The sequence below is a fragment of the Pseudoalteromonas sp. A22 genome, from assembly GCF_018141345.1.
Lineage (GTDB): Bacteria > Pseudomonadota > Gammaproteobacteria > Enterobacterales > Alteromonadaceae > Pseudoalteromonas > Pseudoalteromonas maricaloris.
In genome coordinates, this window is record NZ_CP047238.1 from 3,353,976 (window position 1) to 3,367,184 (window position 13,209).

At 44.3% G+C, this 13,209-nt stretch carries 15 protein-coding genes; 11 read left to right on the plus strand and 4 right to left on the minus strand.

What is annotated here, in order from left to right; translation table 11 throughout:
- Positions 1-36: 36 nt before the first annotated feature.
- Positions 37-294: a glutaredoxin 3 gene (grxC, locus tag GSF04_RS20000; RefSeq protein ID WP_010378807.1), complete on the minus strand. Its 258-nt coding sequence runs from the start codon at positions 292-294 to the stop codon at positions 37-39.
- 12 nt (positions 295-306) lie between these two features.
- Complete coding sequence (locus GSF04_RS20005) at positions 307-738, minus strand: rhodanese-like domain-containing protein (RefSeq protein ID WP_010378806.1); 432 nt, start codon at positions 736-738, stop codon at positions 307-309.
- Positions 739-1,015: 277 nt separating this feature from the next.
- Between GSF04_RS20005 and gpmM the strand changes: the two genes are divergently transcribed.
- The 5 genes from gpmM to GSF04_RS20030 all read left to right on the plus strand — a co-directional run bounded on the left by gpmM (position 1,016) and on the right by GSF04_RS20030 (position 6,273).
- Positions 1,016-2,557 (plus strand): 2,3-bisphosphoglycerate-independent phosphoglycerate mutase, encoded by a 1,542-nt coding sequence (gene gpmM / locus GSF04_RS20010; protein ID WP_211858578.1) that lies wholly within the window; start codon positions 1,016-1,018, stop codon positions 2,555-2,557.
- A 12-nt stretch (positions 2,558-2,569) separates the two neighbouring features.
- A complete protein-coding gene (locus tag GSF04_RS20015; RefSeq protein WP_211858580.1) occupies positions 2,570-3,715 on the plus strand; it encodes a peptidoglycan DD-metalloendopeptidase family protein in 1,146 nt (381 codons plus the stop codon).
- Between the two features lie 38 nt (positions 3,716-3,753).
- Positions 3,754-4,965 (plus strand): S41 family peptidase, encoded by a 1,212-nt coding sequence (locus GSF04_RS20020; protein ID WP_010378798.1) that lies wholly within the window; start codon positions 3,754-3,756, stop codon positions 4,963-4,965.
- 81 nt (positions 4,966-5,046) lie between these two features.
- The gene (locus GSF04_RS20025) at positions 5,047-5,790 is read left to right on the plus strand and encodes a divergent polysaccharide deacetylase family protein (protein ID WP_211858582.1); all 744 of its coding nucleotides are present in this window, start codon (positions 5,047-5,049) and stop codon (positions 5,788-5,790) included.
- Positions 5,791-5,799: 9 nt separating this feature from the next.
- Positions 5,800-6,273, plus strand: a complete 474-nt coding sequence (locus GSF04_RS20030) for a GNAT family N-acetyltransferase (RefSeq protein ID WP_039491453.1) — start codon at positions 5,800-5,802, stop codon at positions 6,271-6,273.
- Between the two features lie 21 nt (positions 6,274-6,294).
- Here GSF04_RS20030 and GSF04_RS20035 read toward each other — a convergent pair whose 3' ends face one another.
- Positions 6,295-6,948 (minus strand): DUF2987 domain-containing protein, encoded by a 654-nt coding sequence (locus GSF04_RS20035; RefSeq protein WP_211858584.1) that lies wholly within the window; start codon positions 6,946-6,948, stop codon positions 6,295-6,297.
- Between the two features lie 137 nt (positions 6,949-7,085).
- Between GSF04_RS20035 and GSF04_RS20040 the strand changes: the two genes are divergently transcribed.
- Positions 7,086-7,505 (plus strand): CBS domain-containing protein, encoded by a 420-nt coding sequence (locus tag GSF04_RS20040; protein ID WP_010378791.1) that lies wholly within the window; start codon positions 7,086-7,088, stop codon positions 7,503-7,505.
- Positions 7,506-7,565: 60 nt separating this feature from the next.
- Here the strand turns inward: GSF04_RS20040 and pepB are convergent, their stop codons facing one another.
- Positions 7,566-8,861, minus strand: a complete 1,296-nt coding sequence (gene pepB, locus GSF04_RS20045) for an aminopeptidase PepB (RefSeq protein ID WP_211858586.1) — start codon at positions 8,859-8,861, stop codon at positions 7,566-7,568.
- A gap of 76 nt (positions 8,862-8,937) precedes the next feature.
- Between pepB and sfsA the strand changes: the two genes are divergently transcribed.
- The 5 genes from sfsA (at position 8,938) to folK (ending at position 13,206) form a co-directional block, all read left to right on the plus strand.
- Positions 8,938-9,657, plus strand: a complete 720-nt coding sequence (gene sfsA / locus GSF04_RS20050) for a DNA/RNA nuclease SfsA (RefSeq protein WP_039491458.1) — start codon at positions 8,938-8,940, stop codon at positions 9,655-9,657.
- A 174-nt stretch (positions 9,658-9,831) separates the two neighbouring features.
- Complete coding sequence (gene dksA / locus GSF04_RS20055) at positions 9,832-10,275, plus strand: RNA polymerase-binding protein DksA (protein WP_039491461.1); 444 nt, start codon at positions 9,832-9,834, stop codon at positions 10,273-10,275.
- Positions 10,276-10,285: 10 nt separating this feature from the next.
- Positions 10,286-11,233 (plus strand): tRNA glutamyl-Q(34) synthetase GluQRS, encoded by a 948-nt coding sequence (gluQRS, locus tag GSF04_RS20060; protein ID WP_211858587.1) that lies wholly within the window; start codon positions 10,286-10,288, stop codon positions 11,231-11,233.
- Positions 11,234-11,406: 173 nt separating this feature from the next.
- Complete coding sequence (pcnB, locus tag GSF04_RS20065) at positions 11,407-12,723, plus strand: polynucleotide adenylyltransferase PcnB (protein WP_029215927.1); 1,317 nt, start codon at positions 11,407-11,409, stop codon at positions 12,721-12,723.
- Entirely contained in the window at positions 12,724-13,206 is a 483-nt protein-coding gene (gene folK / locus GSF04_RS20070; RefSeq protein WP_211858589.1) for a 2-amino-4-hydroxy-6-hydroxymethyldihydropteridine diphosphokinase, read from the plus strand.
- The last annotated feature ends 3 nt before the right edge of the window (positions 13,207-13,209 follow it).

The window sequence follows — 13,209 nt, forward strand, 5'->3', positions numbered from 1 at the left end:
TTATAAAAAGTAAGCTGAGCCAAAGCTCAATCAATCTTATGCTTGTAATAGCTTATCGAGTTCGCCTTGCGCTTCAAGCGCCATCATATCGTCGCAACCACCAATATGGCGCTCAGCGATAAAGATTTGTGGCACAGTATAACCACCGTTGGCTTTTTCGATCATCTCGTCACGAAGCTCAGGCTGTGCGCCAATATCATACTCAGTGTATGTGACACCTTTTGCATCTAATAGTGCTTTTGCACGATGACAAAAAGGACAATAGTCTTTGGTGTAAATTACGACTTGGCTCATCATAGACCTCAGTTATTTTCCGTTAGAGATTGGTAAACCCGCACTTTGCCATGCGCCAATACCACCTGATAATACGTACACTTGCTCGAATCCAGCTTTGTGCATGTTATCAGCAACAGCAGATGCCGTCATACCTGTGTTACAGACCAATATAATGGGCTTAGATTTATGTTTTTCAAGACCAGCAAAATCTTTTTGCTTGAGTTTTTCCGCATTCACCTGCTCAGAACCTGCAATGTGACCTTGGTTAAACTCTTTTGCTGCACGCATATCGAGTACCTGACCATCTTGGCGGTTAACAAGCATAGTCAACTGCTGGGGATTAATTTGTCTAATTTTAGAAAACTGACTCTTAAACCAACTACTCACTAACATCGCGGCTAACACAACCCAAATGATGCTAAGTACCGGATGGTTACCTAAAAACGCAACGTATTGTTCCATTAATTTATCAACCAAAAATTATTAAACGATAAAGTGGCAGCAAGTATACCTGCTTTATTCTCGACAAAACAGACTTGTTCAACATGAGCAAATATCAATCTCAAAGTTGATAATTCATCACTGCGGGGCTGAATATTCATACAAAAACAGGTATTCTACTTACCAGCAATCAGAGCAAGCTTATTGAAGCGCTGCAGCCCAAGTTAGTTAATCTAACCTTGTAGCGTTTGCTATAAGACATCAACATCGTGCCTAATTCAGGATTTCAGGAGCGCAAATGACAGCTAAGAAAAAGCCATTGGTATTAATGATTTTAGACGGTTGGGGCTATCGCGAAGAAAGCGAGAGCAATGCTATTTTAGCAGCCAATACCCCAGTATTAGATGAACTATGGCGCTCTGCTCCGCACACCTTGATTTCAGGTTCAGGCCTTGATGTTGGTCTACCGGATGGACAAATGGGGAATTCCGAAGTTGGCCACGTTAACCTTGGTGCGGGACGTGTGGTTTATCAAGACTTCACGCGGATCACTAAAGCGATTGACGATGGTGAGTTTGAGCACAATCCAGCTCTGGTTGAGAATATCGACAAAGCCGTGGCAAAGGGCAAAGCCGTTCACCTAATGGGATTATTGAGCCCAGGTGGCGTTCACAGCCATGAAGACCACATTGTTGCAGCAATTAAATTAGCAGCAGAGCGCGGTGCAACCGTTTATTTGCACGCATTTTTGGATGGCCGCGATACACCTCCTCGTAGTGCACAAGCGTCAATTGAGAAAATGGAAGCCTTGATGCAATCGCTCAATTGTGGCCGCCTAGCGTCTATTATTGGTCGCTACTATGCTATGGACCGTGATAATCGTTGGGACCGTGTCGAATCTGCTTATAACCTGATGGTAAATGGCGATGCTGATTTTACTTATAGTAATGGCGTTGAAGCGCTACAAGCAGCTTACGCACGTGATGAAAATGATGAGTTTGTTAAAGCCTCAGTGATCACCGGAGCTGGGCAACCAGCCGCAACTATCAATGATGGTGATACAGTTATCTTTATGAACTTCCGTGCAGACCGAGCGCGCCAGATGACCCGTACTTTTGTCGATGCTGACTTTAACGGCTTCGAAAAACGCAAAGCACCGGACCTAAGTGCGTTTGTTATGATGACTGAGTACGCTGCCGACATTAAAGCCCCTATCGCTTTCGCGCCTGAAGCACTTGTCAATGTGTTAGGTGAATGGCTCGCTAAGCACAATAAAACTCAGCTACGTATTTCGGAAACGGAAAAATATGCCCATGTCACTTTCTTCTTTAGCGGCGGTCGCGAAGATCTCTTTGAAGGTGAAAAACGTGAACTTATTCCTTCTCCACAAGTTGCCACTTACGACTTACAGCCAGAGATGAACTCAGAAATGCTAACGGATAAGTTAGTTGAAGCCATTCATAGCGGTGAATTTGACGTCATTATCTGTAACTACCCGAATGGTGATATGGTTGGACACTCTGGTGTATTTGAAGCCGCAGTAAAGGCATGTGAAGCCGTTGATAAGTGTATCGGTCGTGTGGTTGCAGCGTTAAAAGAAACCGGTGGTGAAGCTCTGATCACAGCAGACCACGGCAATGCTGAGCAAATGCAAAACCCGAAAACGGGCCAAGCTCACACAGCACACACTAGTGAGCCTGTACCATTTATTTATGTAGGTCGTGATGCAGAGCCACAAGCAGGAAGAGCCCTAAGCGATGTTGCACCAACAATGCTGCATTTACTTGGTATGGAGCAGCCTAGCGAGATGACTGGCACTCCAATTATGCGTTTAAAATAACGGCCTGCCTGTATGCCGTTAAAAACGACATTTCACTATGCCGCACTTCTCGGTGCGGCGTTACTCATGGCAACAGCGGGCGCTGTTGCCAACGAATCTAGAACCAAACAAGACTTAAGCGAAGTTCAGCAACAGCTTAAAGCTAGCCAACAAGCGTTAGAAAAGCAGCGCGGTGAAATTAACAGTCACGAAGCAAAGCTCAAAGCCTTCGAACTTGATATTGCCAAAAGTGCCAAAGCTATCTCACTCACAGAAATCGGGATCAAAGAAAACCAAACCGAACAGGCCGAACTTAAAAAGCAAGAAAGCACGCTGCTAAACGACAAGAAAAAATTTGAAAAGATCCTTGCGGCTCAGCTAAAAAGTGCCTATATGACGGGCTCTCATGATTATTCTAGAATGTTACTTAATCAAGAGCATGCCACTAAGCTCGAGCGCACCATTGCCTATTATGATTACCTAAATAAAGCACGTATTAAACAACTCGAACAACTCAAATCTATCGGCCAAGAGTTGGCACAGACTCAATCTGAGTTAGCAAGAACACAAGCACGCTTAGAAGCACTACAAAACCATCAGAATGAACGCTTGGCAGCGCTCAAGAAGGCGCAGCAAGAACGTCAAAACCAGCTTGCAAACCTAAATAACAAACTCAGTGAAACACGCTCTGCTATCGCTTATTTAAAAGAAAATGAGCAAACCTTAATCCAAACGTTAGAAGAGCTTGCCAAGGCGCAAAGAGAAGCCGAAGTACGCTTAGATGGATTAGCCAAACTCAAAGGCAAAATGAGTTTACCAACCAGAGGTCGAATTAAGCATAAATTCGGCCAAAGCAAGCATGCTGGCATGAATTGGAAGGGCGTTCTTATTGGCGCAAAAGAAGGGGCTGAAATTGCGAGTGTCGCCCCCGGTCAAGTTGTGTATGCAGATTGGTTAAATGGCTTTGGCTGGGTTATTGTGCTCGATCATGGTCATGGTTTTATGAGTCTATACGGCCACGCACAAACGCTGCTTCGCGATGTTGGCGATCAAGTTCGCAGTGGTGAAGTGATCGCTTTGGTAGGACAAAGCGGCGGACAAAGAGATCCTGGTCTATACTTTGAAATACGGCATAAGGGAAGCGCTGTAGATCCGATAAAATGGTGCAGATCCAGTTAACTGAATAACCCGTGCTGCACCTTGATGAGGAGCAGCACATGAATAGACAAACCCGTTTTTACGCGCTTGCAGCGCGCTATGTTGCATTATTAAGCTTCCTGCTTTTGTTAAGTTTTAGCGCTTTTAGTCACGCGTCTACACAAAAGTTCTCGGCTCAAGAAATCGATGAAATCCTGTATCATATTCACACCTATTATGTTGAAGACTTGCCTCTGAGTCGCTACAACGCGGGCAACTTGTCGAGCCTCTTTGATAATTTAGATCCCTACTCTAAATACCTCAACGAGGAAGACTTGGAATCCATCTTCAGTGCAGCAAATGGGCGCTACACGGGGCTTGGTATTGAAGTCGAAGAGCAAGATAATTACGTGATTATCTTGGATACCCTACCCAATTCACCAGCAGCCCAAGCAGGCATAGAGAGCGGTGATAAACTCCATGCAATCAATGGCGCTAATGTCGCGGGTAAATCGATAGAAGAAGTATCCGCCCTACTCAAAGCTGCAAATAAAAACCTCATCAATTTAGTGGTATTAAGACAAGACGAGTTAGTTGCACTTGAGCTTAAACGTCAAGAGATAGTTATTGAAAGTGTCGCTAGTAAACTCTTAAACGACGGTACCGGTTTTTTAAGCGTCAACAGTTTTAACCACCACACCTATCATGATGTTGCAAGACACATAAACCGACTACAAGTACAGTTAGGCAGTCCATTGAAAAAGCTGGTTATTGATTTACGTGACAACCCCGGCGGCACACTTAATAGTGCCGTGGCAATCTCAGATCTTTTTTTAGATAGTGGCACAATCGTCACGACCAAAGGCCGCTTCTATGACGCCAATCAAGCTTACATTGCAAAGCGGGGAGATATTTTAAATGGTGCGCCTATTTTGGTATTAATCAACAATAATTCCGCTTCAGCAGCCGAGATTTTAGCCGCCGCACTCAAGGATAATAAACGTGCCTTAGTCGTTGGCTTACGTTCCTATGGTAAAGGCTCAGTGCAATCCTTGATCCCGATTGGCAATGGTACTACTGCATTAAAGTTAACGACAGCGAGATACTACACACCAGCAGGTACATCAATTGAAGGTAAAGGCATAGAGCCCGATGTATATTTTACCAAACAAGCGCTTTCCCTGTTGGATAAAAGCGCTATAATCACTGGTGAAGAATCAATCAAAACGACAGGTATTGAGCAGCTTGCCTCGCATTGGCCTAAGGCACTGGCGTTAGTTCAATCACAGTAAATAAAAAACGGTCCTGTAGGGCTGTAAACTATAATAATAATTTGTGTGCTAAAAAAAATAATCGGGATAATACTGGTCTGCATGACTTTTGCAGTGCCAGCAAAACAGTTTGCCATTGTTATAGACGACATTGGCAACCACCAACGTGACTTAGAGTTGCTGTCTTTACCGAGTGGGATCACCTTTTCGATCCTGCCCCATACCCCTTTTTCTCAACAATTTGCCTTTGCAGCCAGCCGCCAACAACGCGAGCTTTTGTTACATGTGCCAATGCAGGCACAAGACACGGAAAAGGCCCTTGGCCCGGGCGCATTAACCACCGATATGGAAAAGTGGCAGTTGCAAATGACACTTGGCAATGCGCTATCGACACTACCTCAAGTTAAAGGCGTAAACAATCACATGGGCTCAGCATTAACCGAACAAATAGAGCCAATGAAATGGACAATGGAAATACTAAAAAAGCGCGGATTATACTTTTTAGATAGCCGCACCACTAGCCACAGCCAAGCCCAATATGCAGCCAACCTTTATGGCGTAAAAAACGTAGCTCGACAGGTCTTTCTAGACAATGATATATCCACCGAGGCGCTCAACAAGCAGTGGCAACATATGCTTAAGCTACTTGATAATCACGAGCATGTTATTATCATTGCACACCCATATAAGGAAACCGCCGCCTTTCTTGCAGCCAAGTTAGCTGAGCTTGAAAGTATTGATGCCAAACTTGTTCCCGTGTCTCAACTGGTTGAACAAAAATACGTACGACTTGCAGAGATTGCTGAGCAACACGCTATTTCCGGGCAATTAAGGCTCCAAGAATAAAGATTAACAATGATTATCATCAGACAATTTCAAAGCGGCGAAGAAGCCGTGTTACGCAAGCTTATGTTTGACACTATACGCTCAGTAAATATACAGCACTACTCCAATAACCAAGTTAATGCATGGGCACATAGCGACGTTGCCGATAAAGGCTGGCAAGACCGATTAAGGAGCAATCAGCCCCTTGTCGCCGTGCTAAATGGTAAAATTGTTGGCTTTGCCGATATCCAAGCCGACGGTCTTATTGATCACTTTTTTTGCCATGCGGAACATCAAGGCCAAGGCATAGGTAAAGCACTTATGCTCGCACTCTTAGAACACAGCAAAATAACCAACACAACGCGCTTATTTTCCCATGTTAGTAAAACGGCTAAACCTTTCTTTGAATATTTTGGTTTCCAAGTGATAAAGGAACAACAAGTGAAGGTTCGTGGCGAAGTGTTAACTAACTACCTGATGGAAAAGGATATGCCCGCCTGCTAGCAGGCATACGGACCTTCTTCCCTAGTCTATGGGCGCAAACTGGGTTGGTAAGGCACTAAATTGCAAGGATGGATTTTGCTTCATCCACTTTTTCTTATTAGGGATTTGGATCTTAAACTCATCATCCGTCACAAACTTTTGGGTTTTACCTTTTGCGTCCACAAACTGAATTGATGCAGGCTCGGTAAATGTGAACTCTAATTCATCAAAGCTTGGAGCAAGCCAAGACAAGCTACCTGCCATCAACTCAACAAAAGCGTCCATATCCTCTAAAAGGATAAACAAATCGCGATACATAACCCGCTGCTTAGTCAACGGCGCTATATCGGTATTGACCATAATCGCAACGGCATCTTTTTCTTGATTGATCACTAAATTAACTTGATCAGCACGTGACTGCGGGAGAATAGGTAAATCAATATTGCCGTCTTTGTCTATGATACCGTTGGCAATGATCTTGTCATCTTGCTCCAGCCAAAGTTTAACATCCTCTAGCGCGATATCAGGCTGCTTCACTTCCACAGTAAATTTAGACAAGATATATTGCGACTGCGCTTTGTTGGCGATTAAATCTAGAATTTGATTAATCTCACCATATTCAACACTTCGCTCAGCGGCGAAAACAGAGTTGCAAAGTAAGCTCGCAACAGCACCTAACATCAGTAACTTTTTCATTGGGTTATCCTTTCTTATTGTTGTCTTCATAAGAGCAGTTCTTCGAGAAATAGTTCAAAACTTGATCTCAATTCCATACATGCCAAATAGATCAGGCTAAACTCAACATAAGCATATGGAGTGAAAAGGAGTAGCAGATGACACAAACCGTAGCTGATTTAATGACCCCAGATCCGTTCGCAGTGATTGCTGAAAATACCTTGCAAGATGCGCACAATTTAATGAAAGAAAAAAATGTTCGTCACATTCCAGTGATTGACGAAGCAGGAGCCTTGGTTGGTATGCTCACGCAAAAGATTATGATCGCCAAGGTAATGGGAATAATGGCAACCTATGGCGCAAATGCGCTTGCAAGAAAAGAAAAGCAAACAAAAGTACAAGATATTATGGCGACCGATTTTGCGAGCGTGCGCCCAAGTCAATCACTACAAGATGTGGTGCGCTTTTTTGTCGATAATCGACATGGCTGTATGCCTGTGGTAGACGAGCAAAACAAATTGGTTGGAATACTGACTTCATCAGACTTTGTGCGACTCGCTGCTGCACTCTTGTCTTAAACGTGGTAACAAGCGAGTGTATTCCACTGTCTCGCGGAATACACTCAGCTAACTGCATGATTACGCTTTTTCTTGAAGCGTTCTCGCTACGGTTCTCATGCCTAAGGTCGTTGCACCTGCGGCCCATTGACCACTAGCGCTATTTTGGAAAGAAGCCGCAAGGTCGATATGCACCCAACCTTGACCTTCGTTTGGTACAAAGCGAGATAGGAAACCCGCTGCATTTGATGCACCACCAAAGCCACCACCTTTTTGCACCCGGCTGTTAGCTGTATCCGCATAAGGCGATGGACAGTTATTTTGGTGCCACTTTTCTAGAGGCAATGGCCATGCGGCTTCAAATTCGTCACTCGCGAACTGCTGCACATCGCCGACAAGTGTTTTGTCTAAACCAAATAACGCATTGTACTCTTGGCCTACAGCAACGAGCGCGGCGCCCGTTAATGTCGCGGCATCAATGATAAGCTCTGCGCCTGTTTCACCGGCAGCCATCAAGCCATCAGCAAGCACTAAGCGACCCTCTGCATCCGTATTTACGATTTCAACTGTGGTACCATTTTTGTAGGTAAGAATATCACCTAACTTATAGGCATGGCCTGAGATAAGATTCTCAGCACAACATAGGAACAACTTAACGCGACGGTCAAAACCACGTTGAATAGCCAGCGCTAAACCAGCCGTTACAGTTGCCGCACCGCCCATATCACACTTCATCGTAAGCATGCCTTCACTTGGCTTAATTGAGTAACCACCAGAGTCAAACGTGATCCCTTTACCCACAAGTGCCGCGCTAACTGGTGCGTCATCATTACCGGTTGGGTTATAGTCAAGCTCAAGCAACACAGGAGGACGCTCACTGCCGCGTCCTACTTCATGGATACCAATCCATTGCTGCTCTAACAGCGCATCGCCTTTAATGATTTGATAGCTAACATGCTCAGGTGCCAATGACTGAATAAACTCAGCCGCTTTTCCAGCAAGGCTTTCAGGATAAATGTCTTCGGCCGTCCCGTTGATCATCTGACGCATCCATGTTGCCGACGCTTTTAATGCATCAAGTTCGTTAAGATCTGACTGGTCGTTATCAACAAACACCACACCATCTAACGCTTTTGGCGACACAAACCCTTGATAAAAAGCCCATTGAGATTCAGTACACCACAAGTCACCTTCTAGATGAACTTGTTTAATCCCTTGTTGTGCGATGCTACGAGCCGCTTTTTGAATATTCTTCAGCGTTTCGTCTTGTTGTAAATGGATAAAAGCACCGTCCTTTTCAAACGACAATGCAGCCCCAGCAGATAAATACTCTGGTTTTGCGTCTTCACTCAGTCGTACAATAAATTTCTCTGACATTCTCTTTTCACTCTTGTGCTTGTAAGTGTGGTTAAGTGTACACTAGCCACTAAATACACCCAACCTAAAGCGACCAATGAAGTTTTCTAGGCAATTACAGCAAGCAACCTTGCTCAAACGATATAAACGCTTTCTTGTCGATTTACGCGCCCCAAGTGGTGACGAATTCACCGTACACTGCGCCAATACGGGTAGAATGACCAATTGTGCAGACCCGGGATTTACAGCCTATTATTCCACCAGCGATAACCCTAAACGAAAGTACATTCATTCGTTGGAGCTGACGCAAGATAATGATGGTCATTTTATTTGTGTAAATACAGCGGTGGCCAATAAAGTGTCTGTTGAGGCCATAGAGCAAGGAAGAATAACGCAACTGCAAGGCTACAAAACACTTCAAACTGAGGTGAAATACGGGGCTGAAAATAGCCGAATTGATATTTTGTTGAGCAACCTCGAAAATGGACAATCCTCGCAATTCTGCTACGTTGAAGTAAAGTCGGTGACTTTGCTTGAGCAACAGCAAGGTTTTTTCCCTGATGCAGAAACCTTAAGAGGTCAAAAACATCTTAGAGAATTAATCCACATTAAACAGCAAGGTCATCGTGCGGTGTTACTGTTTGCCGCGCTCCATACAGGGATCAATTGTGTCAAACCAGCCAGTCATATCGATCAAAAATATGCAGCGTTAGTAAAAGAAGCAATTTCTCATGGAGTAGAAATCATTGCTTATCGAGCGCATATTGACGACAACCAAGTACAATTAATTGAAGAAATTCCTTTTGATTACGCTTGACTTTTTTCATGCTGCCCACATATAGCCGTGATAGTTTTCTCCCCCAAATAGTTAAACATTGAAAAAAGTGGCTGACATTTGCAGTAAAAAAGTGTTTGCTAAGGGGTAAAGATTTTGCTATTTATACCCGCCGGCGAAAGCTGGGGTTATGTATTAAGGATTTAGGAGAATGGTATGCCAGACCAGAAAAAACTAGGGTTATTGGCTCAAGCCGGTGTAGAACCTTATCAAGAAAAGCCAGGCGAAGAATACATGAATGAAGCACAACGTGCTCATTTCAAAGCGATATTAGAAGCATGGCGTGCCGATCTACGTAATGAAGTAGACCGTACTAAGACACACATGCAAGACGAAGCGGCAAACTTTCCTGATCCTGTGGACCGTGCAGCGCAAGAAGAAGAGTTTTCTCTTGAACTGCGTACTCGCGACCGCGAGCGTAAGCTAATCAAGAAAATTGAGAAAACGCTTCAACTTATCGAAGATGATGATTTCGGCTATTGTGAGTCGTGCGGTATTGAAATCGGCATTCGCCGTTTAGAAGCGCGTCCAACAGCTGATCTTTGTGTTGATTGTAAATCTCTCGCAGAAATCAAAGAAAAACAACAAGGCAGAGGATAATCTCAGCCCTGTGTCCCCAAGCTTAAAGCAAACTGGGAGCTATCGCGGTCGATTTGCTCCCTCGCCTTCCGGACCGCTTCATTTCGGCTCTCTTGTGGCCGCCCTGAGTAGCTATCTAGATGCAAAAGTCAATCAAGGTAAATGGCTCGTTCGCATCGAAGATATAGACACACCGCGTGTAGTTGCGGGTGCTGCCGACAATATATTAACCACTCTTGAAGCATATGGCCTTTGCTGGGATGAAGACGTTGTCTATCAATCGCAGCGCCATGCCCTATACCAAGCCTATTTGACGACACTAAAATCAGACTCCCTTATGTATGCGTGTCAATGTACTAGAAAGCAAATTAAAGCAATGGGTGGGTTTTATAACAATCATTGCCGAGCTTTAGCGCTAAGTTGGCAAGATAATGCTTTGCGCCTACAGCAGCGCTGTCCAGTTACTGAATTTAATGATGCAATACAAGGCATGGTTGTCATTCCCCCTGCAATTGCGCATGAAGATTACATCGTTAAACGCCGCGACGGCTTATTTGCTTATCAATTGGTGGTGGTCGTTGACGACATAGAGCAAAAGATTAGTCATATCGTGCGTGGTGCCGACCTGCTAGAACCCACAGCAAGACAAATTAGTTTATTTCGACAACTCAATCAGCCATCACCTGAGTACGCTCACGTACCACTGGCTGTCGCAGAGCCCGGATTTAAGTTATCTAAGCAGAATCATGCTCCAGCTATTGATAACCATAACCCGTTACCAACCCTTTATGCCGCGCTGCGTTATTTGCATGTGCCGGTTGATTCTCTCCATAATTATCAAGATGTTGACGCATTACTGACTCACGCTAGTGATATTTTTAGTCTAGATAGCGTTCCTAAAGTACAGGAAATTCAACTAGACTCTCTAGAAAATGGCGATTTTGCTTTTCGCCCACTGTTTTCAAGTACTTCAATTTAGTCTCATTTGAGTATATGATAGCGAGCCTTAAATGCGACCTGTTTTAAGACAAAAGCAGTGGTTCACAACGACTAGAATAGAAAACTTGATTGCTCAGGAGACGAGTTATTATTTCCAAGCTTGTAAACTTTTGCCGCCAGTTTGTAACTGGAAAAGGCGATGAGACGGTGAAAATGGCCAGCCCGACACCTGCGATAATTCCTCGCAGCGAGCATGGTATATCTCGTAAACAATTTAGCCCTAACGCTATCAAAGTGCTCTATCGCTTAAAAGACGGTGGCTATGATGCCTACTTAGTTGGTGGTTGTATCCGCGATATCATGCTAGGAATAGAACCTAAAGACTTTGATGTCGTTACCAATGCAACACCTGAACAAATCAAAAAGCTCTTCCGTAACTGTCGCTTAATAGGTCGTCGCTTCCGTCTTGCGCACATTGTTTTTGGACGGGAAATTATTGAAGTTGCCACCATGCGTGGCCACCATCAAAGTGATGATTCTTGTGCCACGACAAGTCAAGCCAGCGAACACGGGCAGCTATTACGCGACAATGTCTACGGCAGTATTGAAGAAGACGCCGAGCGCCGCGACTTTACTATCAATGCGCTATATTATTCGATTAATGACTTTACTTTACGCGACTTTGCCGGTGGTGTTGCTGACATTAAAGCGCGTAAAATTGAGCTGATTGGCGACCCTGAAACTCGCTATCGTGAAGATCCGGTACGTATGCTGAGAGCTATCCGCTTTGCAACCAAACTGGATATGGAGATTGCTACCCCGACCCGCACTCCGATTAAAGCACTAGCGCCGTTACTTGGGCATATTCCAGCTGCACGCTTGTTCGAAGAAACGCTAAAGCTATTTTTAAATGGTAAAGCGGAAGAAAACTTTCTTCAGATGCGTGAATACGGCTTGTTTGCACAATTATTCCCGGCGTTAGATAAAATCCTAGCACAGCCTGATAATGACTTTGAACGTCGCTTTATTCAGCAAATGTTTGCCAATACGGATAGCCGTATCAACGCGGATAAAAAAGTAACCCCTGCCTTTATCTATGCAGCGCTTTTATGGTTCCCTATTTTAGCTAAAAGTGAAGCGCTCGCGGCCGAAGGTATGAATGAATATGATGCCTTTATGCAAGCCATTAATCACGTCCTTGCTGAAAATGCTAAACACGTTGCAGTGCCTAAACGCTTTACTTTAGGTGCCCGAGATATCTGGCATATTCAACAACGCCTAGATAAACGTTCAGGCCAGCGTGCATATCGCCTAAGCTTGCAGCCGAGATTCAAAGCCGCATATGATTTCCTATTATTGCGTGTTGAAAGTGGTGAGCAAGAGCAAGAAGAACTTGCAGCTTGGTGGACTGATTACCTCAAGAATGACGTCACCGGCCAAAAAGACATGGTGCGCAACTTAGGTAACCAAAGCAAACCTAAGCGTCGTTATAATAGACGTAAGCCAAAAAGAAAACCAAAAGAAGATTAAATGAATATTGCGTACATTGGATTGGGTGCAAACCTATCCGAACCGATGGCACAAATAAAGCGAGCACTCGATGTGCTCGCCGCCCATCCAGACCTCTCGCTTGTCCAGCACTCTAGCCTGTATGGCTCAAAACCTATGGGTCCTCAAGATCAACCTGATTATGTGAATGCCGTAGCAAAACTGGCGACATCATTAACAGCAGAGTCTTTACTCGATGTGTTGCAACAAATAGAGCTTGAACATGGTCGTGTACGCAAAGCTGAGCGCTGGGGACCGCGCACGCTCGATTTAGATATTCTGCTTTTTAATACCGACACCATTAACAGTGATAGACTTACGGTGCCACATTACGGCTTGAAAGTAAGAGAATTTGTCGTCTATCCACTATTAGAGATAGCGCCAGAGCTCAAATTACCTGATGGCACTGAGCTTAGTTCTTTAACACAAAAGTTACCACTTAACGGATTAGCAATCCTCAAATAAACC

Coding starts and splice junctions, on each gene's coding strand:
- grxC (WP_010378807.1), bottom strand. CDS start 294: ATGAGCCAAGTCGTAATTTACACCAAAGACTATTGTCCTTTTTGTCAT.
- GSF04_RS20005 (WP_010378806.1), bottom strand. CDS start 738: ATGGAACAATACGTTGCGTTTTTAGGTAACCATCCGGTACTTAGCATC.
- gpmM (WP_211858578.1), top strand. CDS start 1,016: ATGACAGCTAAGAAAAAGCCATTGGTATTAATGATTTTAGACGGTTGG.
- GSF04_RS20015 (WP_211858580.1), top strand. CDS start 2,570: ATGCCGTTAAAAACGACATTTCACTATGCCGCACTTCTCGGTGCGGCG.
- GSF04_RS20020 (WP_010378798.1), top strand. CDS start 3,754: ATGAATAGACAAACCCGTTTTTACGCGCTTGCAGCGCGCTATGTTGCA.
- GSF04_RS20025 (WP_211858582.1), top strand. CDS start 5,047: ATGACTTTTGCAGTGCCAGCAAAACAGTTTGCCATTGTTATAGACGAC.
- GSF04_RS20030 (WP_039491453.1), top strand. CDS start 5,800: ATGATTATCATCAGACAATTTCAAAGCGGCGAAGAAGCCGTGTTACGC.
- GSF04_RS20035 (WP_211858584.1), bottom strand. CDS start 6,948: ATGAAAAAGTTACTGATGTTAGGTGCTGTTGCGAGCTTACTTTGCAAC.
- GSF04_RS20040 (WP_010378791.1), top strand. CDS start 7,086: ATGACACAAACCGTAGCTGATTTAATGACCCCAGATCCGTTCGCAGTG.
- pepB (WP_211858586.1), bottom strand. CDS start 8,861: ATGTCAGAGAAATTTATTGTACGACTGAGTGAAGACGCAAAACCAGAG.
- sfsA (WP_039491458.1), top strand. CDS start 8,938: ATGAAGTTTTCTAGGCAATTACAGCAAGCAACCTTGCTCAAACGATAT.
- dksA (WP_039491461.1), top strand. CDS start 9,832: ATGCCAGACCAGAAAAAACTAGGGTTATTGGCTCAAGCCGGTGTAGAA.
- pcnB (WP_029215927.1), top strand. CDS start 11,407: ATGGCCAGCCCGACACCTGCGATAATTCCTCGCAGCGAGCATGGTATA.
- folK (WP_211858589.1), top strand. CDS start 12,724: ATGAATATTGCGTACATTGGATTGGGTGCAAACCTATCCGAACCGATG.